This window comes from Streptomyces sp. NPDC020299 (assembly GCF_044387825.1).
Taxonomy (GTDB): Bacteria; Actinomycetota; Actinomycetes; order Streptomycetales; family Streptomycetaceae; genus Streptomyces.
Genome location: NZ_JBIRWL010000007.1, coordinates 314729 through 338753 on the forward strand (window position 1 = coordinate 314729; position 24025 = coordinate 338753).

At 71.6% G+C, this 24025-nt stretch carries 18 protein-coding genes and 1 pseudogene; 11 read left to right on the forward strand and 8 right to left on the reverse strand.

What is annotated here, in order from left to right:
- Positions 1–10 precede the first annotated feature (10 nt).
- Positions 11–1312, forward strand: coding sequence for a histidine kinase (locus tag ACH45E_RS20455; RefSeq protein ID WP_361443480.1), 1302 nt, complete (start codon positions 11–13; stop codon positions 1310–1312).
- A 31-nt stretch (positions 1313–1343) separates the two neighbouring features.
- Here the strand turns inward: ACH45E_RS20455 and ACH45E_RS20460 are convergent, their stop codons facing one another.
- Together ACH45E_RS20460 and ACH45E_RS20465 are read right to left on the reverse strand one after the other, a co-directional pair.
- On the reverse strand, positions 1344–1838 hold the full coding sequence (locus ACH45E_RS20460; protein WP_361443483.1) for an SUKH-3 domain-containing protein: 495 nt from the start codon (positions 1836–1838) through the stop codon (positions 1344–1346).
- Between the two features lie 47 nt (positions 1839–1885).
- Positions 1886–2401 (reverse strand): YwqJ-related putative deaminase, encoded by a 516-nt coding sequence (locus ACH45E_RS20465; protein WP_361443486.1) that lies wholly within the window; start codon positions 2399–2401, stop codon positions 1886–1888.
- A 235-nt stretch (positions 2402–2636) separates the two neighbouring features.
- Between ACH45E_RS20465 and ACH45E_RS20470 the strand changes: the two genes are divergently transcribed.
- The 3 genes from ACH45E_RS20470 (at position 2637) to ACH45E_RS20480 (ending at position 7387) form a co-directional block, all read left to right on the forward strand.
- Positions 2637–3635: an SMI1/KNR4 family protein gene (locus tag ACH45E_RS20470; RefSeq protein WP_361443489.1), complete on the forward strand. Its 999-nt coding sequence runs from the start codon at positions 2637–2639 to the stop codon at positions 3633–3635.
- Between the two features lie 9 nt (positions 3636–3644).
- Positions 3645–6308: an SUKH-4 family immunity protein gene (locus ACH45E_RS20475; RefSeq protein ID WP_361443492.1), complete on the forward strand. Its 2664-nt coding sequence runs from the start codon at positions 3645–3647 to the stop codon at positions 6306–6308.
- Between the two features lie 194 nt (positions 6309–6502).
- Positions 6503–7387 carry a cellulose-binding protein gene (locus ACH45E_RS20480; RefSeq protein ID WP_361443495.1) on the forward strand — a complete coding sequence of 295 codons (885 nt, stop codon included), beginning with the start codon at positions 6503–6505 and terminating at the stop codon, positions 7385–7387.
- A 212-nt stretch (positions 7388–7599) separates the two neighbouring features.
- Here ACH45E_RS20480 and ACH45E_RS20485 read toward each other — a convergent pair whose 3' ends face one another.
- Positions 7600–9204, reverse strand: coding sequence for a cation acetate symporter (locus ACH45E_RS20485; protein ID WP_361443498.1), 1605 nt, complete (start codon positions 9202–9204; stop codon positions 7600–7602).
- On the reverse strand, positions 9201–9635 hold the full coding sequence (locus tag ACH45E_RS20490) for a DUF485 domain-containing protein (protein ID WP_361443501.1): 435 nt from the start codon (positions 9633–9635) through the stop codon (positions 9201–9203). The genes ACH45E_RS20485 and ACH45E_RS20490 overlap by 4 nt, the downstream gene beginning before the upstream one ends.
- 781 nt (positions 9636–10416) lie before the next feature.
- Between ACH45E_RS20490 and ACH45E_RS20495 the strand changes: the two genes are divergently transcribed.
- Both ACH45E_RS20495 and ACH45E_RS20500 read left to right on the forward strand, forming a co-directional pair.
- Positions 10417–11205: an ABC transporter ATP-binding protein gene (locus ACH45E_RS20495; RefSeq protein WP_361443504.1), complete on the forward strand. Its 789-nt coding sequence runs from the start codon at positions 10417–10419 to the stop codon at positions 11203–11205.
- Positions 11202–13784, forward strand: a complete 2583-nt coding sequence (locus ACH45E_RS20500; protein WP_361443507.1) for an FtsX-like permease family protein — start codon at positions 11202–11204, stop codon at positions 13782–13784. The genes ACH45E_RS20495 and ACH45E_RS20500 overlap by 4 nt, the downstream gene beginning before the upstream one ends.
- A 72-nt stretch (positions 13785–13856) precedes the next feature.
- On the opposite strand, the gene ACH45E_RS20505 is transcribed toward ACH45E_RS20500, so the two are convergent.
- Positions 13857–14231 carry a type II toxin-antitoxin system VapC family toxin gene (locus ACH45E_RS20505; protein ID WP_361443510.1) on the reverse strand — a complete coding sequence of 125 codons (375 nt, stop codon included), beginning with the start codon at positions 14229–14231 and terminating at the stop codon, positions 13857–13859.
- 7 nt (positions 14232–14238) lie between these two features.
- Positions 14239–14490 carry a type II toxin-antitoxin system prevent-host-death family antitoxin gene (locus tag ACH45E_RS20510; RefSeq protein WP_361443513.1) on the reverse strand — a complete coding sequence of 84 codons (252 nt, stop codon included), beginning with the start codon at positions 14488–14490 and terminating at the stop codon, positions 14239–14241.
- A 192-nt stretch (positions 14491–14682) separates the two neighbouring features.
- On the opposite strand from ACH45E_RS20510, the gene mfd reads away from it, so the two are divergent.
- The 3 genes and pseudogenes from mfd to ACH45E_RS20525 all read left to right on the forward strand — a co-directional run bounded on the left by mfd (position 14683) and on the right by ACH45E_RS20525 (position 19375).
- Positions 14683–18234 (forward strand): transcription-repair coupling factor, encoded by a 3552-nt coding sequence (gene mfd, locus ACH45E_RS20515; RefSeq protein WP_361443516.1) that lies wholly within the window; start codon positions 14683–14685, stop codon positions 18232–18234.
- Between the two features lie 3 nt (positions 18235–18237).
- Positions 18238–18492 (forward strand): annotated as a pseudogene (locus ACH45E_RS20520) (hypothetical protein); the annotation flags it as partial.
- Between the two features lie 166 nt (positions 18493–18658).
- Positions 18659–19375 (forward strand): HNH endonuclease family protein, encoded by a 717-nt coding sequence (locus ACH45E_RS20525; protein WP_361443519.1) that lies wholly within the window; start codon positions 18659–18661, stop codon positions 19373–19375.
- Between the two features lie 7 nt (positions 19376–19382).
- Here the strand turns inward: ACH45E_RS20525 and ACH45E_RS20530 are convergent, their stop codons facing one another.
- Complete coding sequence (locus tag ACH45E_RS20530; RefSeq protein WP_361443522.1) at positions 19383–20144, reverse strand: hypothetical protein; 762 nt, start codon at positions 20142–20144, stop codon at positions 19383–19385.
- A 110-nt stretch (positions 20145–20254) separates the two neighbouring features.
- On the reverse strand, positions 20255–20944 hold the full coding sequence (locus ACH45E_RS20535; protein ID WP_361443525.1) for a hypothetical protein: 690 nt from the start codon (positions 20942–20944) through the stop codon (positions 20255–20257).
- A 188-nt stretch (positions 20945–21132) separates the two neighbouring features.
- Between ACH45E_RS20535 and ACH45E_RS20540 the strand changes: the two genes are divergently transcribed.
- Both ACH45E_RS20540 and ACH45E_RS20545 read left to right on the forward strand, forming a co-directional pair.
- A complete protein-coding gene (locus ACH45E_RS20540; RefSeq protein ID WP_361443528.1) occupies positions 21133–23289 on the forward strand; it encodes an N-6 DNA methylase in 2157 nt (718 codons plus the stop codon).
- Positions 23290–23409: 120 nt separating this feature from the next.
- The gene (locus ACH45E_RS20545) at positions 23410–24024 is read left to right on the forward strand and encodes a hypothetical protein (RefSeq protein ID WP_361443531.1); all 615 of its coding nucleotides are present in this window, start codon (positions 23410–23412) and stop codon (positions 24022–24024) included.
- Position 24025: the final 1 nt, after the last annotated feature.

Genomic DNA, 24025 nt, shown 5'->3' on the forward strand with positions numbered 1-24025 from the left:
GGCTGGACGCATGACCACGACGGGGGAAGAGCACGCCACGGGCCCGACCGGCCCATGGTGGTGGGGGAGGCGGCGCAGTGCGGTGCTCGACGGGAGTCTCGCGCTGGTGTCGGCTCTGGAGTGTGGCGCGGAGGGGATCCCGTTCGCGCGTGATGCCGGAATTCCGGTGGCCGTCGGCATGGTGTTCGGGTTGCTCGCGGGGTCGGTGCTGCTGATTCGCCGCCGGTGGCCGATCGCCGTCGTGCTGGTGGCGATCGCGATCACGCCGGCCCAGATGGGTTTCCTGATGGGGATCGTGGGCCTGTACACGCTGGCCGCGTGTGAGCTGCCGCGTCGGATCATCGTGGCGCTGGCGGGGATGTCCCTGGTGGGGACGATGATCGTGACGTTCGTGCGGGTGCGGCAGGACATGGCGCGGGGGGATCTGACGCTGGGGGACTGGTTCGTTCCCTTCGCCTCCATCACGACGTCCCTCGGGCTGACCGCGCCCCCGCTGCTCCTCGGCCTGTACGTGGGGGCCCGGCGACGGCTCATGGAGAGTCTGCGGGAGCGGGCGGACAGTCTGGAGCGGGAGCTTCAGTTGCTGGCCGAGCGGGCGGAGGAGCGGGCCGAGTGGGCGCGTGGTGAGGAGCGGACGCGGATCGCGCGGGAGATGCACGACGTGGTCGCGCATCGGGTGAGCCTGATGGTGGTGCACGCGGCCGCGTTGCAGGCGGTGGCGCGCAAGGATCCCGAGAAGGCGGTGCGGAACGCGGCGCTGGTGGGGGACATGGGGCGGCAGGCGCTGACCGAGCTGCGGGAGATGCTGGGGGTGCTGCGGTCGGGGGACGGGGTGGAGCGGCGGGCCGCGCAGGCGCAGTTGGCGGCTGTGGACGTGGCTGCCGCGAAGGCGGCTTCCCGGGCCGTGGACGAGGACGGGCCCTGTCTGTCGGAGCTGGACGAGCTGGTGGGGCAGTCGGCCGCCGCGGGGATGGTGGTGGATCTGTCGGTGGAGGGGGACGCGCGGTCGTATGCGCGGGAGATCGAGCAGACGGCGTACCGCGTGGTGCAGGAGGCGTTGACGAACGTCCACAAGCACGCGGCGGGTGCGAAGACGTATGTCCGGCTCGCGCATCGGGTGTCGGAGATCGCGATGCAGGTGGAGAACGAGCCGCCGCCGGAGGTGGGGTCGGCGTCGGCGGTGGGGTTGCCGTCGGGTGGTAACGGCCTGGTGGGGATGCGGGAGCGGGTCTCGGCGCTGGGCGGGGTGTTCGTGTCGGGGCCGACGGATGCGGGGGGTTTCCGGGTGTCGGCGGTGATTCCGGCGGCGTGAGCCGACTGAGTGAGTCGCGGGGCCGGTGGGGTCAGCCGGCGGTGAGGCGTACCGGTTCTATGCCGGAGATCAGTGCGGTGAGGGCGTGGTCGATGTCGGGGCCGAGGTACCAGTCGCCGGTGTGGTCGAGGGCGTAGGCGCGGCCCGCGGCGTCGATGGCGAGGAGGGAGTGGGTGTCGGTCTCCTCGCCGAGGGGGCAGACGTCGGTGCCGAGGGCGCGGCCGAGGTCGCCGAGGCTGCGGGCGTGGTGGACGCCGTGCAGCGGGTCGAGGTGGAGGGTCGCGGGGGCGATCTGGCGGCCGGGGCCGGTGGGGGTGATGCGGAGGCCGCCGAATTCGGCCCAGGCTTCGACGGCCGCGGGGAAGACGGTGTGGCGGTGGCCGGCGGGTGAGGTGTGGTCGCGGAGGGTGTCGGCCCAGTATTCCGCCTGCTTTATGTCCCAGCGTCCGGGTTGCCAGCCGGCGGTGCGCAGGGCGGCGTCGACGGGGACGGGGAAGCGTGTGGTGGCGGTGCGGTCGGCGTGCATCTGCCCTTCGTTCGTCGTGCTTGTACTGGTTGGTGCGGGTGGTGGGTTCAGTCGTCGGTGGTGGGGTCGACGATGCGGACGCCGAAGTGGGCGCTGAGGGCGGTGCAGGCGCGGCAGGGGGTGGCGAAGCTGCCGTGGAGGGGGTCGCCGTCCTCGCGTATGCGGCGGGCGGTGAGTTTGGCTTGTTTCAGGGCTTTGCGCGCTTCGCCGTTGGTCATGGGTTTGCGGGCGGCACGCCTGCTGCGTTCGGCGTCGGCGGCGGTGATGTGGCGTGAGATGAGGATGGTTTCGGCGCAGCGGCCGGTGAAGCGGTCGCGCTGGGCGCTGCCGAGGGTGTCGAGGAAGTCCTGGACGAGGGGGTGCAGGGCCGGGGTGTGGTCGCTGCGGGCGGCGGTGCCGGTGAGGGTGGTGCCGCGGACGGAGAGGGCGGCGGCGACGGTGGGCAGGATGCCGTCGCGGCGGTGCGCGAGGGTGGGGGTCAGGGGTGTTTCGGCGCTGCTCCAGCCGATGCGGGGGTCGCCCGCGTGTACTTCTCCACCGCCTCCGGCCCGCATGGTGTTCATGGTCCTCTTCCCTCCCGGGCGTCCCCCGAGGGACACAGATTGCCAAATCGCGTGGCGGGTGCGGAAGCTGGGGCGGTGCGACACGCCCTGTTCGGGTCGGGCTGTCACGGCGGGGTGACGGCTGGTCACGGAAGTGGAGGGCCGGTGACCGGGGTCTGCGTACCGCATAGGCTGTCGGCATCCGCGATCGAATCCGCCGTACAGGCCTGAGAGAACGCCGCAGGGGGCTACCGCCATGACGACAGGTCGGCTCGGGCAGCAAGCCGCGCCGCCGAACGCGGCCTATGCCGGGCAGGTCGTGCATTTCCCGGATCCGGTCCGGGCGGCACGTCACCCGAGGGGGGTACGTGTCGATGAGCGCGGGTACCCCGATTTCTCGCCGTATGCGCGTGCGGCGGCGGAGGTCGCCGAGCCGCCTGAGGGTTTCGGTGTCGATGAGTTGCGGCTGACGGACTATGTGTCGGCGAACGCGGCGTTGGCGGCGTCGGGGCACGAGTTGTGGGACACGGTGCCCGATGTGGCGACGCCGCATGGCTGGACGTGGCATCACGTGGTGGGTTCGCGGCGGCTGGAGCTGGTTCCGGTCGAGGTGAAGGCGTTGCTGCGGCATCACGGTGGGGTGGCCACGGCCGGTGTGGACCACGGGAAGCGGGGGACGCGGCCGTTGCAGGAGACGCGTCCGGCGCATTTCGGTCTGCCGAAGTCGGGTGTGGCGGTGACGGAGCAGCAGGTGCAGGGGGTCGAGGAGGACCTGGGGTACCGGTTGCCGGGTGCTTACCGGTCGTTCCTGAAGGCGGCGGGTGGGTGTGCGCCGGTGGGGACGGCGTTGGTCGCCGAGTTGGGGTTGTTGGTGGATCAGCCGTTCTTCACGGTGCGTGATGAGGCGGCGGTCAATGACCTGGTGTATGTGAACAAGTGCTTGCGTGACCATCTGACGAAGGACTACCTGGGGGTGGCCTTCGTGCAGGGTGGTCTGCTGGCGGTGAAGGTGCGCGGGGAGCGGGCCGGTTCGGTGTGGTTCTGCGCGTATGACGACGCGCGGGACGTGGATCCGGCGTGGCCCCCGGCGGAGCGGGTGGAGCGGTTGCTGCTGCCGTGCGGTGACGACTTCGACGCCTTTCTGTCGCGGCTGGCGGGCAGTCCGCCGGAGTTGGAGACGGTGGCGAACCTGATGGTGGACGGCGGTTTCGCGCGTGCCGTTGCGGTGTCTTCCGTTTCTTCCGTGGGGGAGTGAGCTTCGGCGATGGTGACGTTCGCGAAGGCGCAGGAGCGCGCGGAAGAGTGGATCAACGGGGACGTGCCGGTGTACCAGCACCGTGAGGTGCGGGTGCGGGAGTTCGACCTCGGCTTCGTGGTGTGGGGTGAGGACCGAGCGGAGGGCCCGCGTTCGGACGCGGGCGGGCAGCGGCTGGTCATCGCCCGGGACAGTGGTGAGGCGACGCTGTGGCCGGCGTTGCCGGTGGGTGAGGTGATCCGCCGGTACGAGGAGGAGTACGGCCGTGAGGCCGAGCCGGCGGATGCGGTGCCGGCGCCCGCGGCGCGGGTGGATCTGAATCAGACGTCGTTCTTGTTGAGTCCGCCGGAGTGGTTGCAGGAGGCGGCGGACAAGCTGGGGATTCCGGATCGGCGGTCGCAGGGCGGCGAGTTGCCCCGGACGCAGGCGGGGGTGCCGGTCTCGGGGCCTGCTGGTGTTTCGGGGGCCGAGCCTTCGGACGCGGTGCCTTCGGATGCCGTGCCGGCGCATGGTGCGCCGTCGGACGGCGCGCCGGCTAGCGGTGCGCCGTGGCCGGCCGCCGGGGCCGGTGAGCGGGGTGGCTCCGCTGGGCCGGTGCCCGCGGGGGCGACGCCTTGGGCGGGTACGGACACCAACGGGGACGCGGGTGAGGACCGGTCCGTGCCGTTGCCCGCGACGGTGTTCTCGCCGCCGTTGAGCGAGTCCGGCAACGGTTCGCCGACTCCGCCGACTCCGCCGGATGCCAAGACGGCGCTGTTGTCGGGGGGCAGTCAGCTGCCGCCTACGGCTGTCGAGCCGGCGGTGGACGGTCCGGGGGCTCCGCCTGCCGCGCCGGTTCCGGGGCCTGCGCAGGGGAACACGCCACCGCCTCCGCCGCCGGGTGCGGCGTCGTACGGTTACCCGCAGGCGCCGGGTGTGCCGCAGGGGAGTACGCCGCCTCCGCCGCCGAACGTGGGCGTGCCGCAGGGCAGCGCTCCTCCGCCGCCTCCGCCGCCGTCTGGTGGCCCGCAGGGTGCTCCTGGATACGGTTATCCGCAGGGCCCGGGTGCGCCGGTGGGTGCTCCGGGCGCGCCTCAGCCTCCGGTCGGTCCGGGGCGGCCGGGTGGTCCGGCTGGTCCGGCTGGTCCGGGGCGGCCGTTGGCGCCGAACGCCGGGGACATCGCGGACGCCGCGACGAGCAAGGCCGCGCCGCCGCCGCGCCGGGCGCGCGGCGGGGCGGGTGCGCCGCCGCCTCCGCCGGGTGCTCCGGGGATGCCGGGTGCCGCGCCGCCGCCTCCGCCGGGTGCGCCTGGAGCGCCGGGTGCGCCGGGTGCGTCGGCGGGCGGGTATGTGCCGACGCAGATGGTGTCGGCGCTCGGTCCTCAGGGGCCCGCGGGTCCGCAGCCGCCGGGTGCTCCGGCCGGCCCGGGTGTGCCCAAGCCGCCTGCTCCGCAAGGGCCTTCGACGGGTGGTGGGCCTGGCGGGGTGCATCACGCGGAGACCGTGCTGGCCGCACCCCCGGTGTCCGGGCCCGGTGCGCCTCCGCCGCCTGCCCCCGGTGTACCGGCTGCCCCGCAGCCGATGCCGCCGGGCGCCATGCCGCCTCCCGGTTCGATGCCGCCGCCTGGTGCCATGCCCCCGCCTGGTGCCATGCCGCCCCCCGGTGCCATGCCGCCGCCCGGGCAGCCTCCGGCGTACGGCTACCCGCAGCAGCAGGGACAGCCGATGGTCGGCCCGGGGTATCAGGCCGTGCTGCGCTATCGCGCGCAGGACGGTTCCGAGCAGCAGCTGATCCGGCGTTCGGCGCCGGGTACGCCGCATCCGGAGTGGCAGATCTTCCATGAGCTGCGTGCGATGAACGTGCCGCCGAACCAGGTGCTGGAGCTGCACACGGAGCTGGAGTCGTGCGAGCTGCCGGGTGCGTACTGTGCGCGGATGATCCGGGAGCAGTGGCCGCAGGCACGGATCGCGAGCATCGCGCCGTACGGGACGGACCACGCGAGCCGGCAGCAGGGCATGCAGCAGTTGCTTGCGCACCAGGGCGAGTTGCACCAGGTGGCGGACGGTCCCGCGCGGCCGGCGCCGGTGCGGGCGCCGCTGCCGCCGGTGCAGTCGGCGCCGCCGATTCCGCCGGAGGCGATCGCGCAGGAGCTGGCGGCGGCGTTCGGGCCGGGGGTGTTCCGGTTCGACCAGGGGGCGGTGTCGCGGCAGGGTGTGCCGCCGATCGTGGCGCACACGCTGGTGGTGGCCGGGCTGCCGCTGGACCTGGGTCCGTTCTTCTGGGCGCAGGCGCAGCCGGGGCGTCCGGTGCCGACGCTGGCGGAGCTGGCGGCGGAGCGCGGGGTGCAGCCGGCGCCGGACGCGGGGTCGTACCTGGTCATGGGTACGGACTTCGGCAAGGCGATCTGCGTGCAGTACGGGACGGCGAACATCGTCGCCGTGCCGGTGGAGGCGGGGCCGGGCGGTGGGCCCGTACCGCCGCAGTTCGTGAACTCGGGGCTGCCGGAGTTCGCGCGTTGTCTGGCGCTGCTGGGCCGGATGTGGCGGCTGCGGTTCGGTCTGAATCCGGAGCAGGCGGGTCGCTGGACGGTCGATTTCCAGGCGCAGTTGGCCTCGCTGGACCCGGCGGCGCTGGGGTCGCCGGAGAACTGGTGGTCGGTGCTGCTGGAGCAGATGTGGGACGGGCTGCTGTAGCTCGGTTGTCGTAGCGATTGTTTTGCAGTCGGAGGGGCCGGCCCCGGGTGACCGGGGCCGGCCCCTCCGCGTGCTGCCAGAACCTTGCCGTGTTGTGTCTGCGGAGTGTCGCGTTATGAACACTTGCGTCCGATACATCAAGATATGCGCGAAATCATCATTTCGTGTGTGTCTGACGGAGAGGGGTTCACAGGATGGGCAGTGCACCGGTGTCGCCGCACGGCTTCGTCTCCGTCCGGGGGCGCGGCTACCGGCCCGACCGGGCCGACGCGTTCACGGAGGCGCTCTCTCGGGACCGGGACGCCGCCTGGGAGCGGGCCGCCCGGCTCACCGTGCTCGCCAAGGACATGGCGGCGGAGGTGGCCCGGCTGCGCGAGACGATCGCGCAGCTCGCACCGCCGACGTACGAGTCGCTCGGCGAGAGCGCGCGGCGTCTCTTCCAGCTCGGGGTGGAAGAGGCGCACGCCGTACGGGAGTCCGCGCGGGACGCCGCGCGGGCCGAGCTCACGGAGGCGCGGGCGTACGCCGAGAGCGTGGGCCGGGCGGCCGAGGAGTACGCGGACGCGCTCGTCGGGGATGCCGAGGAATGGGCCCGCCAGCGGCTCCTCGCGGCGCAGGCCGAGGCCGACGCGCTCCGGGTCGGTACGCGGCGGGCGGTGAAGGAGGGCCGCAGCGAGGCGCTCGCGGCCCTGCGGGAGGTACGGCAGCGGACCTCGGGCATGCTGACCGAGCAGGCCCAGGAGCACGCCGAGCGATGGGCGGCGCTGGAACGGGAGGAGGTTGAGCGGTCGGCCGCGCTCGATGCCCTGCACGCCGAGCAGGTGGCCCGGGCGGAGGCCGCGGTGACGGACGCCGAGCGGGAACTCGTGGCGGCGAAGGAGTGGGACGCGCCCGGGCAGGAGGAGGCACGCGCGCGTGCCGCCGAGATCCTCGCCGAGGCCCGGGTACGCGAGGACCTCATCGCCCGGGAGACCGAGCGGGTGCTGCGCGAGCACGGGGAGACGTGGGACGCCATGCAGGCACAGATGGACTACGTACGCAGCAGCCTCACGACATGGAAGGGCCGAGCGGCCGAGTAGCCGGAGGAGACGCACGTCCCCGCGCGGCTACCGGGCCGACGGGCCTCGCCCCGGCCGGCCCTGGGTGGTGGTGGGGGGTGCGCCTTGTCCGGGCTGGTGCTCGGCCGCGTGGCTTGCCCGGCTGGTGCGGGCCGTGCGGCCTGGCTTCGTCGGCGTCGCGCCGCGTGCGTTCCGCCCCGGTCACGCCCGCTGTCCTTCCTCCGGCGCCGCCTTTACCGTCGTACCACCCCCGCCAGAATCCAGCCCTCCACCGCCTCGTACTGCCGTCGCTGCTCCTCGGCCTTGTGCCGGCCGCAGGCCATCGTGCCCAGCCAGCCGAAGGCGAAGCCGGCCGGGATGGAGACCAGGCCGGTGGTGGTGAACGGGAACCAGTTGAAGTCGGCGTCGGGGAAGGCGGCGACGGGGGAGCCGGAGACCAGGTTGGTGCCCGGCATGAGCAGCAGGACGGTGAGGGAGCCGCCGATCAGGGTGCACAGCAGGCCCGTTCGGGTGTAGCGGCGCCAGAAGAGGCTGTACACCAGGGCGGGGGCGATGGCGGAGGCGCCCAGGCAGAAGGAGAGGGTCACCAGGGGCTGCAGGCTGTGGTGCTGGACCAGGGTGGCCAGAAGGACCGCGGGGATGCCGATGGCGAGGGCCGAGAGCCGGGCCAGGGCCATCTCGCGGGGAGCGGGCATCTCCTGCACGCGGGCGGCGAAGACGTCGTGGGCCAGGGAGTTGGCGCAGGCGAGGATCATCCCGGCGACGGACGCCAGCAGGGTCAGGAAGATCGCGGACGTGACCGTGGTGAACAGCAGCGTCTCCGCGGTCGAGATGTCGGAGCCGAACGCGGCCCGCGCGCCCAGCAGGTAGGCGGTGTTGCCCTGCGGGTCGGCCCCCGCGATGGCCCTGCTGCCGACGAGCGCCGTCGCGCCGACCCCCACGACCGTGATGACCAGCACGAACAGGGCCACGCAGGACACCGCCCAGGACATCGAGCGGCGCACCTGACGGGCGCTGGACGCGGTGTACATCCGCATGGTGATGTGCGGCAGGCAGGCACCGCCGAGCACGATCGTCAGCTCGGACGTGATCATGTCCAGGCGGGGCGCGGCACCGCCCGCGAACTGCAGACCGGAGTGGAGGAAGGCCGGTCCCGCGCCGCTCTGCCGCGCGGCCTGGTGGAACAGCGCGCCGGGGTCCCAGTCGAAGCGGTGCAGCACGAGGACGGCGATGACGGCGCCGGAGCCGAGCAGCATCACGATCTTCAGGATCTGGATGAGGGCGGTGCCCTTCATCCCGCCGATCGCCGCGTAGCTGATCATCAGGGCACCGATGCCGACCACGCAGCCGGTCTTCACCGACTCGTTGGAGAAGCCGAGCAGGAACGCCATCAGCTGCCCCGCGCCCGCCAGTTGCACCAGCATCAGCGGCAGCAGCGCGGCGATGGTGACCGCGCAGGCCGCGATCCGTGCGCCGCGTCCGGGCGTGCGGCGGGCGAGCGCGTCGCCCATGGTGAAGCGGCCGGTGTTGCGCAGGGGTTCGGCCAGCAGGAACATCAGCAGCATCAGCGACAGGGCCGTGCTCAGGGCCAGCACGATCCCGTCGTAGCCGCACAGGGCGATCACGCCGCCGGTGCCGAGCACGGTCGCCGCCGAGATGTAGTCGCCGGCGATGGCGAGGCCGTTGCGCAGCGGGGAGAGTGAGCCGTAGCCGGTGTAGAACTCGTCGAGGTCGTCCCGGTCCGGGCCGGTCATCACGCACAGCAGCAGGGTGATGGTGGCGACGGTGCAGAAGGCGACCAGCGACCACGCCTGCGCCGAGTCGCTGAAGCCGGTCATCGTGCGGCCCCCCGCTTGGCGTCGAGTTCGGCGTGCTTGCGGATGCGGTCGGCGAGGGGGTCGACGCGGCGGCGTGCGGTGTGCTCGTAGAGGGCGATGGCCAGCCAGGTGACGGGCAGTTGGGCCAGGGCGAGGAGCAGGCCGGTGGGGATGCCGTCGGTGGCGGGGGCCGTCATCAGGTCCGGTGCGAACGCCGACAGCAGCAGGAACAGGGTGAAGTAGCCGAGTGCGGTGAGGGTGGCGGTGCGGCGCTGCCAGCGGTAGGCGCTGCGCAGGATCCGCAGATCGCTGTGGTGGCCGAGTGGTTCGCGCTGAGGTGCGCTGCGGGGGCGTTGGGGTTCGGGGGGTGGCGGCTGCCAGGGGTAGGTGAGGTGCGTGGCGTGGTGTGCGGGGTGGTGCGTGGGGTGGCGCGGCGACGGGTCGTAGGACATCCCGTGCTCCTTGCGTGGCTCGGGTCCGTGGCGGCGGACCGCAGGGAGGTGGGGGGAGCGATTGCGCACGCTACTCGCAGGCTTCCGGGGCGCGTGGGGTTTTCACCAAACTGGACGGTCGGTATGCGCTTACTATGCGAAAACGTGTCTGACCTCGGGTGTTACCGGCGTTAACTCGCGGACGTGCGACCGGAGTCGGACGCCCGGCCCCGGATGTCCGCCCGCAGGGGCTCCTGTGCCCCTGCGGGACCAGGGGCGCCTACCTCCCTGAGGCGATGCCGGTCCGCGGACCGCCGCCTAGCGTCTGGGGGCATGAGCAGATTGCATCCCGCAGCCGCTGCTCGACGGGCCGGCACCGCGGAACCCCGAGGTGTCCGTCCGGCTGCCCTGACCGGCCGAGCGCACTCGTGAGCACCGGAGGATGCAGCCTGAACGGGCCGCCGGGTGGAGTGGACCCCGAGACCGGCTCCACCCGCGGGTGGAACGCCCCTAGGGGTTCCTCCGTACAACGGCCAGGGGAGGGTTCGTACCGCCGGAGGACGAGACGGCACCCGTTGCCTCCTTAACCTGGCTTTACGCCGTCGGGGGGCGGCTGACCGAACCGGCGGGGGTGGGGTTAACCCCCCTGGAAGACGGGGCTTCGCACCAGCGCGCCGCGGCCCCGCCGGACGCGAGACTCATCGACGTACCCAGAACGACGTTCCAAACGACGCATCCAGGACGACGCACCGGCTCACCGGGGCGCATCCGCACACCTGCCGACCGATATAGGAGACTTACCGTGACATCGGCTGTGACCATTCCCAGGCACGGGGGCACTGGAGGGCGTACGGCCGTTGCCGCGCGGGCGCGGCAGGTCGTGAAGGCGTACGGGTCGGGGGAGACCCGCGTCGTCGCCCTGGACCACGTCGACGTGGACATCGCCCGCGGCCAGTTCACCGCGATCATGGGCCCCTCGGGCTCCGGCAAGTCCACGCTGATGCACTGCCTGGCCGGGCTCGACACGGTGACGAGCGGCCAGATCTACCTGGACGAGACCGAGATCACCGGCCTGAAGGACAAGAAGCTCACCCAGCTGCGCCGGGACCGGATCGGGTTCATCTTCCAGGCGTTCAACCTGCTGCCGACGCTGAACGCGCTCGAGAACATCACGCTGCCCATGGACATCGCGGGACGCAAGCCCGACCAGGGGTGGCTGGACCGCGTGGTGGAGACCGTCGGCCTCGCCGGGCGGCTGAGGCACCGGCCCACCCAGCTCTCCGGCGGCCAGCAGCAGCGCGTCGCCGTGGCCCGCGCCCTGGCCGCCCGCCCCGAGATCATCTTCGGGGACGAGCCGACCGGCAACCTCGACTCGCGCGCCGGCGCCGAAGTCCTCGGCTTCCTGCGCACGTCCGTGGACGAGCTGGGCCAGACCATCGTGATGGTCACCCACGACCCGGTGGCGGCGTCGTACGCGGACCGGGTGCTGTACCTCGCCGACGGCCGGATCGTCGACGAGATGTACCAGCCGATGGCCGATCAGGTCCTGGACCGCATGAAGGACTTCGACGCCCGGGGGCGTACGTCATGACCGTCCTGAAGACCTCGATGCGCAACTTCTTCGCGCACAAGGGCCGCATGGCGCTGTCGGCGATAGCGGTGCTGCTGTCGGTGGGGTTCGTGAGCGGGACTCTTGTCTTCACGGACACCATGAACACCACCTTCGACAAGCTGTTCCAGGCCACCTCCTCCAATGTGCAGGTCAGCGCCAAGGACGCCTCCGACACGGGTGAGACGACCTCCGACAACGGCAAGCCGCCGGTGATGCCCGCCTCGGTGCTCGGCAAGGTCCGCAAGGCCCAGGGCGTCAAGGCGGCCGAGGGGACGGTGTTCTCCACGAATGCCACCGTCGTCGACGCCGACAAGGACGACCTCTCGCCCAGCAGCGGCGCGCCGACCATCGTCGGCAGCTGGAACGGCAACGACGCCCGCACCATGAAGATCACCTCCGGTACGGCGCCCAAGGGCTCCGGCCAGATCATGGTCGACGCCGACACCGCCGACAAGCACCACCTGAAGCTCGGCGACGAGATCGGTGTGATCACCACGGTCGGCACGCACACCGCCCGCATCTCCGGCATCGCCACCTTCCAGGTCACCAACCCCGGCGCGGCGATCTTCTACTACGACACCCGCACCGCCCAGCGGACGCTCGTCGGCGAGACCGGCGTCTACACGAACGTCAACGTCACGGCGGCGAAGGGCGTGACCGACGCCCAGCTGAAGAAGAACGTGACGGCCGAACTCGGCGGCGGCTACAAGGTGCAGACGGCCAAGGAGGTCGCCGACGCCAACAAGAAGGGCGTCGAGAGCCTCCTGAACGTCATGAGGTACGCGATGCTCGGCTTCGCCGGGATCGCCTTCCTCGTCGGCATCTTCCTGATCGTCAACACCTTCTCGATGCTGGTCGCCCAGCGCACCCGGGAGATCGGCCTGATGCGGGCCATCGGCTCCTCCCGCAAGCAGGTCAACCGTTCGGTGCTGGCCGAGGCCCTGCTGCTGGGCGTGGTCGGGTCCGTGCTCGGTGTCGGCGCGGGCGTCGGCATCGCGGTCGGCCTGATGAAGCTCATGGGGCTGATGGGCATGCACCTGTCCACGGACGATCTGACGGTCGCCTGGACGACCCCGGTGGTCGGTCTGGTCCTTGGTGTCGTGGTCACCGTCCTGGCCGCCTACCTGCCCGCCCGGCGGGCCGGCAAGGTCTCCCCGATGGCCGCGCTGCGCGACGCGGGCACCCCGGCCGACGCCAGGGCCGGCTGGATACGCGCCCTGATCGGCACCGTCCTCACCGGCGCCGGCGGCCTGAGCCTGTACGCGGCCGCCTCGGTCGACAAGGCCAAGGACGGCACCCCGTACCTCGGCCTGGGCATCGTGCTGACCCTGATCGGCTTCGTCGTCATCGGCCCGCTGCTCGCCGGCGGCCTGGTACGGGTGCTCAGCGCCGTGCTGCTGCGGGTCTTCGGCCCGGTGGGGCGGATGGCCGAGCGCAACGCCCTGCGCAACCCGCGCCGCACCGGCGCCACCGGCGCGGCCCTGATGATCGGCCTGGCGCTGGTCGCCTGCCTGTCGGTGGTCGGCTCCTCCATGGTGGCCTCCGCCACCGACCAGCTCGACAAGACCGTCGGTACGGACTTCATCATCCAGAGCAACAAGGAGCAGGTGCGCATCACCCCGCAGGCGGTGAAGGCCGTGAAGTCGACGCCGGGCCTGGCCCGGGTCACCGAGTACCGGACGGCCGTCGCCGACTACACCACCCCCGACGGCAAGACGCTCAAGGACACCGACATCACGGCGGCCGACCCGTCCTACGCGAGCGACCTGCGCAAGAAGACAGTCGCGGGCGACCTCAAGGACGCCTACCTGCCCGACTCGATGTCCGTCCACGAGAAGTTCGCCAAGGCCCACGACATCCACCTGGGCTCGAAGATCGACGTAGCCTTCAAGGGCGGCTCCACCGCCCACCTGACGGTCCGCGCGATCACCAGCAGCGACGAGATGATCGACCAGGGCGCCAAGTACACCTCCATCGCCACGCTCGCCAAGTACGTGCCGGCCGACAAGATGCCGCTCGACCAGCTGGTCTTCGCCACCGCCAAGGACGGGCAGCAGGCCGCCGCGTACAAGGCGCTGAAGTCCTCGCTGCACGGCTACCCGCAGTACAAGGTCCGCGACCAGACCGACTACAAGAAGAACCTGAAGGACCAGATCGGCCAGCTGCTGAACATGATCTACGGCCTGCTGGCGCTGGCGATCATCGTGGCGGTGCTGGGCGTGGTGAACACCCTGGCCCTGTCCGTGGTGGAGCGCACCCGGGAGATCGGCCTGATGCGTGCCATCGGCCTCTCCCGCCGCCAGCTTCGCCGCATGATCCGTCTGGAGTCGGTGGTCATCGCCCTCTTCGGCGCCCTGCTGGGCCTGGGCCTCGGCATGGGCTGGGGTGCCACCGCCCAGAAGCTGCTCGCCCTGGAGGGCCTGAAGGTCCTGGACATCCCCTGGCCGACCATCGTCTCCGTCTTCATCGGCTCGGCCTTCGTGGGACTGTTCGCGGCGCTGGTGCCGGCGTTCCGGGCGGGGCGGATGAACGTACTGAACGCGATCGCGACCGACTAGCCATCCGGACGGGGGTCACGGGGAGGCCCGGCGCCGAGAAGTCACGGGGGACTTCTCGGCGCCGGGCTGTTGTCATGCGGGCAGGACGGGGACGTCGTACTTGGGGATCCAGGTGTCGCGGGTGATGAGGGTGAGGTCTTCGAGCTGGGCCTGGGCGATGAGGGCGCGGTCGAACGGGTCGCGGTGGTGCCACGGCAGCCGGCCGGTGCGGACACCGTGGTCAGCGGTGATCGGGAGGCTCTTGAACTGCAGGCCGCGGGCGCGCTCGGCCAGATCAGGAGGGCCAGGCAGCTTGCCCAGTGACTGTTTGAGAGCGATCTCCCACGGGGTCACCGCGCTGACGTACACCTCGGGCTCCGTGCGAAGCAGTTCCCTGAGCTCGTCCGACAACTCCGGTGACGCGTCCATCCACCAGAGAACGGCATGGGTGTCGAGTAGATATTTCATCCAGTGGTCACCGCATTCCGAACGTGTCCGCGATGTCGTCGGGCAGTTCGTCGAAGTCCTCCGGGATGTGGACCTGGCCCCGGAGGGTGCCGTAGTCGGTCCGGTTGACCGTGGGCCGGAACGGCACCACCTTGGCCACCGGCTCGCCCGCCCGGCTGATGATGATCTCTTCGCCCGTCTCCACCAGTTGCAGTATCCGGGAGAAGTTCGTTTTGGCGTCGTGGACGTTGTACTGCCGCTGCGCGTGCTGCGCGCTCATAAGAACCTCCCGAACAGTGGACTATGTGGCGGGCTAGCCCTTGTGGCCACGGTAGCTCCCCATCCCTCGCCCGGGCCATCGCGTTCACTCCCCCGGGTGACAGCCCCCCCGGCGTCGTACCCTGGGAACCCCCGGCCCGCCATGCGTGTCGGGCCCGTCGTGTTGCCCGCCCCGGACGAAAGCCGCCCCCGAATGAGCCTGCACGGTCTGCTCGACGCCGTAGTCAAGGACCCCGCCCTCGCCGAAGCGATCAAGGCGTCCGCCGACGGCAACCGCATGCACGTCGACCTCGTCGGCCCTCCGGCGGCCCGCCCCTTCACGGTCGCCGCCCTGGCCCGCGACGCCGGCCGCCCGGTGCTGGCGGTCACGGCCACGGGACGGGAGGCCGAGGACCTGGCCGCCGCCCTGCGCACGCTGCTGCCCCCCGAGGGTGTCGTGGAGTACCCCTCCTGGGAGACGCTGCCCCACGAGCGGCTCAGCCCGCGCAGCGACACCGTCGGCCGCCGTCTCGCCGTCCTGCGCCGCCTGGCCCACCCCCGCCCCGACGACCCCGAGACCGGCCCGGTCTCCGTCGTCGTCGCCCCCGTACGGTCCGTGCTCCAGCCGCAGGTCAAGGGCCTCGGCGACCTCGAGCCGGTGGCCCTGCGGACCGGGCAGACCGCCGATCTGAACGCGGTCGTGGAAGCCCTCGCTGCGGCCGCGTACGCGCGCGTGGAGCTGGTGGAGAAACGCGGCGAGTTCGCCGTGCGCGGCGGCATCCTCGATGTGTTCCCGCCCACCGAGGAACACCCCCTGCGCGTCGAGTTCTGGGGCGACGACGTCGAGGAGATCCGCTACTTCAAGGTCGCCGACCAGCGGTCGCTCGAGGTCGCCGAGCACGGCCTGTGGGCGGCGCCGTGCCGTGAACTCCTGCTGACGGAAGACGTCCGCACGCGCGCGCGTGCCCTCGCCGAACAGCACCCGGAGCTGGGCGAGCTGCTCGGCAAGATCGCCGAGGGCATCGCGGTCGAGGGCATGGAGTCCCTGGCCCCGGTCCTGGTCGACGACATGGAGCTGCTGCTCGACGTGCTGCCCAAGGGCGCCATGGCCGTCGTGTGCGACCCGGAGCGGGTACGCACGCGTGCCGCCGATCTCGTCGCCACCAGCCAGGAGTTCCTCCAGGCCTCCTGGGCGGCCACCGCGGGCGGCGGGGAGGCGCCCATCGACGTCGGCGCGGCCTCCCTGTGGTCCATCGCGGACGTCCGCGACCGCGCGCGCGAGCTGGACATGATGTGGTGGTCGGTCTCGCCGTTCGCGGCCGACGAGACCCTGGACGCCGACACCCTCAAGCTGGGCATGCACGCGCCCGAGACCTACCGCGGCGACACGGCGAGGGCACTGGCCGACACCAAGGGCTGGCTCGCCGACGGCTGGCGCACCGTCTTCGTCACCGAGGGCCACGGCCCGGCCGCCCGCACGGTGGAGGTGCTCGGCGGCGAGGGCATCCCCGCCCGCCTGGCCGTGTCCGATACGAGGACGGGTGACCTCGGCGAGCTCACCCCCTCCGTCGTGCACGTCGCCTGCGGCTCCATCGACTACGGCTTCGTCGACCCGGCGCTCGGACTCGCCGTCCTGACGGAGACCGACCTCACCGGCCAGAAGGCGGCCGGCCGGGACGGCGCCCGCATGCCCGCCCGCCGCCGCAAGACGATCGACCCGCTCACCCTGGAGACCGGCGACTACATCGTCCACGAGCAGCACGGCGTCGGCCGCTACATCGAGATGGTGCAGCGCACCGTCCAGGGCGCCACCCGCGAGTACCTGGTCGTCGAGTACGCCCCCGCCAAGCGCGGCCAGCCCGGCGACCGCCTGTACATCCCCACCGACCAGCTGGAGCAGATCACCAAGTACGTCGGCGGCGAGGCCCCCACGCTGCACCGGCTCGGCGGCGCCGACTGGACGAAGACCAAGGCCCGCGCGAAGAAGGCGGTCAAGGAGATCGCCGCCGACCTGATCAAGCTGTACAGCGCGCGCATGGCCGCCCCCGGGCACGCCTTCGGCGCGGACAGCCCCTGGCAGCGCGAACTCGAGGACGCCTTCCCGTACGCCGAGACCCCCGACCAGCTCACCACCATCGCCGAGGTCAAGGAGGACATGGAGAAGTCGGTCCCCATGGACCGGCTGATCTGCGGCGACGTCGGTTACGGCAAGACGGAGATCGCGGTCCGAGCCGCCTTCAAGGCCGTCCAGGACGGCAAGCAGGTCGCGGTCCTGGTGCCCACCACGCTGCTGGTGCAGCAGCACTTCGGGACGTTCTCCGAGCGTTACGGCCAGTTCCCGGTCAGCGTGAAGGCGCTCAGCCGCTTCCAGACCGACACCGAGGCCAAGGCCGTCCTGGAGGGGCTGCGCGAGGGCGCGGTCGACGTCGTCATCGGCACCCACCGGCTGTTCTCCTCGGAGACCAAGTTCAAGGACCTCGGCCTGGTCATCGTCGACGAGGAACAGCGCTTCGGCGTCGAGCACAAGGAGCAGCTGAAGAAGCTGCGCGCGAACGTGGACGTGCTGACCATGTCGGCCACGCCCATCCCGCGCACCCTGGAGATGGCGGTCACCGGCATCCGCGAGATGTCGACGATCACCACCCCGCCGGAGGAGCGGCACCCGGTGCTCACCTTCGTCGGCCCGTACGAGGAGAAGCAGATCGGCGCGGCCATCCGCCGTGAACTGCTGCGCGAGGGCCAGGTCTTCTACATCCACAACCGGGTCGAGTCCATCGACCGGGCCGCCGCCAGGCTCCGCGAGATCGTCCCCGAGGCGCGCATCGCCACCGCGCACGGCCAGATGTCGGAGTCGGCGCTGGAGCAGGTCGTCGTCGACTTCTGGGAGAAGAAGTTCGACGTGCTCGTCTCGACCACCATCGTCGAGTCCGGCATCGACATCTCCAACGCCAACACCCTGATCGTCGAACGAGGGGACAACTTCGGCCTCTCCCAGCTGCACCAGCTGCGCGGCCGTGTCGGCCGTGGGCGCGAGCGCGGGTACGCGTACTTCCTGTACCCGCCGGAGAAGCCCCTGACGGAGACCGCGCACGAGCGGCTCGCGACCATCGCCCAGCACACCGAGATGGGCGCCGGCATGTACGTCGCCATGAAGGACCTGGAGATCCGCGGCGCCGGAAACCTCCTCGGCGGCGAACAGTCCGGACACATCGCCGGCGTCGGCTTCGACCTGTACGTCCGCATGGTCGGCGAGGCCGTCGCGGACTACCGGCGGCAGCTGGAGACCGGCGAGATCCAGGAGGAGCCGCCGCTCGAGGTCAAGATCGAACTGCCCGTCGACGCGCACGTCCCGCACGACTACGCGCCGGGCGAGCGGCTGCGGCTGCAGGCCTACCGGGCCATCGCCTCCGCCAACTCCGAGGAGGACATCAAGGCGGTACGGGAGGAACTCGTCGACCGGTACGGCAAGCTGCCCGAGCCGGTAGAGAACCTGCTGCTGGTGGCCGGGCTGCGGATGCTCGCGCGCGCGTGCGGCGTCGGCGAGGTCGTGCTCCAGGGCAACAACATCCGCTTCGCCCCCGTGGAGTTGCGGGAGTCGCAGGAACTGCGGGTCAAGCGGCTGTACCCGGGGACGGTCATCAAGCCGGCCGCCCACCAGGTGCTGGTGCCCCGCCCCAAGACCGCGAAGGTGGGCGGCAAGCCACTGGTCGGCCGGGAACTGCTGGGGTGGGTCGGGGAGTTCCTGGCCTCGATCCTGGGGTCGTGAGCGCAGCAATGGACGGCCGCACGTGAGCGCCTGACCGCCCGCGGCCTGGTGGACGCCGACGGCACGGCCACTCAGGCGGGCCGCGCCCTGCGCCACAGTATCGAGCAGCACACCGACGAACTCGCCGCCGCCCCCTGGCGGATACTCGGCGCGTCCGCCACCGACCGCCTGGCCGACCTGCTCGGCGACTACTGGGTCGCGGTGCTCTCCTCGGGCCTGCTGCCGTCGGAATCCACGCTCGGCATCGGCAAGGTCTGAGGAAAAGGGGGTATCAGGGCGGAGGGGCCGGGACGTTCACGCGCTTCACGTGCCTGCCGTCCTCCCCCGGGCGCTCTCGGCTTCGGATTCCCCGGCCGATACGGTGGGACCAGGAGCGGGTCCGTCCGTGCGCGGGCGGAACAAGGGGAGGCGAAGGGGGACGCACGTGACGCGTCTGAGGGGCGGGGCGGTCGTTGCCGCTGTCGTCGTGATCGCCGTGGCCGGGTGCAAGGACCAGCGGGCCGGGGGCTCTTCCGGGCCCGCACCGACCGGGGGCGGGGGAGCGGCCCTCACGGCCGCCCAGTCACTGACCGTCAAGGGCCGGGCGCCTAAGACCGGTTACTCCCGGGAGCGGTTCGGCACGGCCTGGGCCGACACGGACTCCAACTCCTGCGACACCCGCGACGACATCCTCAAGCGCGACCTGAAGGAGGTGAAGTTCACCGGCGGCACCTGCAAGGTGTCCTACGGGCAGCTCGACCCCGACCCCTACTCCGGCAAGGACGTCACCTACCGGCGCGGTCGCAGCCAGGTCGACATCGACCACGTCGTCGCCCTCTCGGACGCCTGGCAGAAGGGCGCCAAGTACTGGGACCCCAGCAAGCGCATAGCCCTGGCCAACGATCCCCTCAACCTCATAGCCGTCGACGCGAGCACCAACCGCGGCAAGGGCGACGGCGACACGGCCACCTGGCTCCCGCCGAACAAGACCTACCGCTGCCCCTACGTCGCCGCCCAGGTGGCGGTGAAGAAGAAGTACGGGCTGTGGGTCACCGCCGCCGAGAAGACCGCGATGGAGAAGACGCTCAGGACCTGCCCCGGCCAGAAACTCCCGGCCGGTGGCAATCCGACGGAGGCACCGGCACGGTTCCACGCGGGCTGAGCCGGGCTCAGCCGCCCAGTGCGTCCAGGTCGATGATCTTGCCGGTGGGCTTCTTCGCCGGCACCGGCTGGTCGAAGTCGCTGAAGTCCAGGTTCATCGGCTCCTTGGCGGACGAGCCGTCGACCCGCAGCACATACGGCTTGCCCTGGGTGGCGACGTAGATGGTGTAGCGGTCCTTGCCGTCCTTCTCGTGCAGCACGATCGCGGGTGTGCCGTCGACGGTGGTCGTCTTGCCACGGGCGGCGTCCGAGTTGCCGTCCTCGGCGCCGCCGAGCACCGAGTCCAGGTCGCAGAAGCTCGCGATGTCCTTGGCGTCCTGCCCCTTGGCGGCCATCTTGGTCCACTTGCCGGCCAGCATCGCCACGGCCGCGTCGGTGTCCGACTTGGACTCGCCCTTGCTCTGGGCGCGCAGGAACGCCTCGTCGTACTTCATGTAGACGGTGTCGCCGGTCTTGGTCAGCTCGGCCTTGCCCTGGCCGCCCATGCTCATCGTGCCGGCGCACTCGCCCTTCTTGTTCAGGGCCATGTCGATCCGGATGGTGCCGTCGGTGCCGTCGGCGACATCGCCCTTCATCCGCAGCGACGAGGCTCCGGTGGTGGCCTTCATCGCCCGGTCGGCGATCTCGCCACCGGAGAGCCCGGCGAACGGTTCCTTCGACTTGCTGTTCGCGGGCTTGTTGTCCGCCTTGTCCTGCCCCGGCGTGCAGCCGGTGAGCCCGACGGTGGTCGCGGCGGCGAGGCAGAGGGCGGCAAGTGCGGTGCGACGCATGGAAATTCCTTGGTGAGAGATGGTGGGTGATGCTGAGCGGGCGCGGGGCGGCGGGTGGCCGGCCGCCGCGCCCCTGTGCCGTCGTGGTGTGCTACCCGGTGGCGGCCGGTTCAGCCGGACTTCTTCCAGTCCCCGCAGCCGGTGGTCTTGAAGTAGGCGTCGGTGGCCTTGATGGTGACGACGGCCGTGCCGGTCACGTTGTTGTTGGCGATGATGGAGTCGAGGCCCTGCTCGGCGTCCTTGGTGCGCTCCCAGTAGCAGGAGTCGTCGGCGTTGCCGGTGGACTTGTACGTCCCCGGGGCGAGGTCGGTGCCCACCTTGAACATGCCGCCGTCGCCGTCCGCCGTCGAGGCGGGTGAACCCTTCGCCTTCGTGTCGACCGCCTCCCAGTCCTTGCAGCCGCTGGACTTGAACAGCTTGTCGGTGGCCTTGATGGTGACGTAACTGGTGCCGGTGACGTTGTCGTTGGCCAGCAGCGAGTCCGTCTCGCCCGAGGCGTCCTTGGCCCGCTCCCAGTAGCACATGTCGTCGGTGTTCCCGGTGGTGCGGTAGGTGCCGGGCTTGACGTCCTTGCCGACCTGGAAGTCGCCGTCCCCCTCGAACGCGGCCTTCTTCGCGGCGGCTTCCGAGCCGCCCGAGTCCTTCTTGCTGCCGGGCTTGTGCTGGGCGGAGGCGGAGGATCCCTTGCTGTCGCTGCCGGAACCGCCGTCCTTGTCGTCGCCGCCGGCGTTCGCCGACACGACGCCGATGACGACGATCCCCACGACAGCGCCCAGCGCGACCTTGCCCTTCATGCCCATAACAATCCCCTCCCCGACGCGGCGACCGCCTCCGTCCGGCAATCGCTCGTTCGCTGGGTCAATAAGAGCAGAGCTTGTGAACCGAGTCAACACGGTTCACAGAGAAGATTAGGTACACGGTCGTGAATGCGTGGATCATGTGTACGCCGCTATGCTCGGCTCACACATGGACGAGGGGAGCGGGGCGGGTGCAGGACAACGCGACAGAGGTGACCGCCGCCGGAATCGCACGGCTGGCCGGCGTCGGCCGCGCCGCCGTGAGCAACTGGCGCCGCCGGCACGCCGACTTCCCCAAGCCCGTCGGCGGCACCGAGACCAGCCCCTCCTTCGCCCTCGCCGAGGTCGAGGCCTGGCTGCGCAAGCAGGGCAAACTCGCCGAGGTCCCGCTGCGGGAACGCGTCTGGCAACAGCTCGCCGGACATCCCGAAGGACCGGTCACCGCGCTGGTGCACGCCGGCTGCGTCCTGCTGCTCATCCACGAACGCCCCACCGTCTGGCTGGACGTGAGCGCCGGCTCCGACGCACGCCTGGCCGCGATGCTGCCCGACGTGCTGGAGCAGGTACTCGTACCGTGCTTCGGCGTGACACGTGACCGCCGCGTTCACAAACGCCGGGACACCGGCGCGACGGCCGCTGTGAACACCCCGGGCTCGGCGCGCACCGCACCCGCCGTTCACACCCCACCCGATGTGAACACCACGCCACCTGTGAACAGCGCCCCAGCCGTTCACATCCCCGCCGGCCCCGAACTGCTCCCCTCCGCCCCCCTCCTGCGCGGCGCCGCCGAGCTCGCCGCCGAGCTGGGCGCACGGCAGACCTTCGAGTTCCTGCTGGGACGGCACCTGGACGCCAACCCCCGCCAGTACACCCTCACCCCCGCCGAACTCGCCCGGTTCATGGCCGAGCTGGCCGGCCCCGCCCGCACCGTGCTCGACCCGGCCTGCGGCACCGGCGCCCTCCTGCGCGCCGTCGAGACCCGCCCCGGCCAGGAGCTGTACGCCCAGGACAGCGCCCCCGAACTCGCCGCGCTCACCGCGCTGCGCAGCGCGCTGCACGCGCGCGTGACGGTGCGCGCCGCCGTCGGCGACACCCTCCGCGCGGAGGCCTACCCCGATCTGCGCGCCGACGCCGTCCTGTGCCATCCGCCGTTCAACGAACGCAACTGGGGACACGACGAACTCGCCTACGACCCCCGCTGGGAGTACGGCTTCCCGGCGCGCACCGAATCCGAGCTGGCCTGGGTGCAGCACGCGCTCGCCCGGCTCCGGGACGGCGGCACCGCCGTACTGCTGATGCCGCCCGCCGCCGCCTCCCGCCGCTCCGGCCGCCGTATCCGCGCCGACCTGCTGCGCCGGGGCGCGCTGCGCGCCGTCGTCGCGCTGCCGGTGGGCGCGGCGCCGCCGTACAACATCCCCCTGCACCTGTGGGTGCTGCGCCGCCCGGACCGTACGCCCGCGCAGCCCCAGGTGCTGCTGGCGGACACCGGACGGTTCGCCGGCGAGGGGCGCGGCGGGCCCGACTGGCAGGCCGTGCGGGACGCCGTCCTCGACGCCTGGCGTGCCTTCGAGCGGGAGGGAGGGTGCGAGGAACGGCCGGGGCTGGCCCGCCCGGTGCCGGTCATCGAACTCCTCGACGACGACGTGGACCTCGCCCCCGCCCGCCATCTCCCGCCGCCCGTCGCGGCCGACGGCGCACAGCAGCTCACGGCCGTGCGCGAACGCCTCGGCGAGACCCTGCGCCTGACCGCCGACCTCACCCCGCCCGCGGCCGACTTCGCGCGGCCCGCCCGCTGGCCGCTGACCACCGTCGGCGAACTCGCACGCGGGGGCGCCCTGGTGATGCGCACGGGCGGAAGCGGCGGCCACACGCGCGTGCCCGTCCTCACCGACCACGACGTCCTCGCCGGCACCGCACCCTCGGGGACACTCCCCGAGAGCGACGAGGAGGCCGTGCTGACCGAACCGGGCGACGTCGTCGTCCCGGTGCTCGGCGGCGGGTCGGTGGCACGCGTGATCGACGACACCACGGCGGGCGCCGCGCTGGGGCGCAACCTCGTGCTCCTGCGCCCCGATCCCGGCGCGCTCGACCCGTGGTTCCTCGCCGGGTTCCTGCGCGGCACCGCCAACAACCGCCAGGCCAGCAGCTACGCGTCCACCGCCACCCGCCTCGACGTGCGCCGGCTCCAGCTGCCCCGGCTGCCGCTCGACGAACAACGGCGCTACGGCGGCCGCTTCAGGGCCCTCGACGAGTTCGAGCGGGCGCTCAGACACGCGGGCCGGCTCGGCGAGCAGCTCGTGCGCGGGATGTACGACGGCCTGACAGACGGAACGGTGGCGCCCGGTTGAGGTGATCGTGGAGCAAAGTGATCAGCACGACAACGGTTCGGTACAACCCGGGACCGCTTGTCCGTGTCGGCCTATACGCTCGAAGCGACAACCACACGCCATCAGGCAACAGGAGCAGCCATGCAAGGCCGCGGCTACGCACAGCCGGTGAAGCAGCCGCCCCATATCGGGTGGCTGGTCTTCCTGCGGGTGCTGTTCGTGGTGATCGCGATCTTCAGCATCGGCCTGCTGACCTCGGCGATGCTGTTGCGCCTGGCCGCCGTGACGCGCAAGTCGCTGGACTGGGGCCTGTTCGTGGCGGTGGTCGCCGCCGACATCCTCAGCCTCGTGCTGCTGGGCAACGAAGGCGGGGACGAGGTCCACACCGTCGGCGGCTACCTGGGCGTCTTCCTGCTGCTCGGCACCCTGGTGGCCGCGATCGCGTACTACCTCGCCGCCGACATCCGCCACTTCCACCGGCTCCAGCAGGCCTACACCGCGCAGCTGGCCATGGCGCCGGCGTACGGCTATGCGCAGCCGCCGTCGCCGTTCACCGCGACGCCCGTGCCGAGCGTGCCGCAGACCCCGCACACCCCGCCCCCGATGCCGCACACGCCGCTGCCCCAGCCGCCGATATCCACCCCGCCGCCGCCCCAGCGCCCGGCGCCCGCACGTATCGACCAGGTGCGCGCGGAGCTGGACGAACTCAGTGACTACCTGCGCAACCACGACGGCAACCACGAGGGCGGCAGGTGAC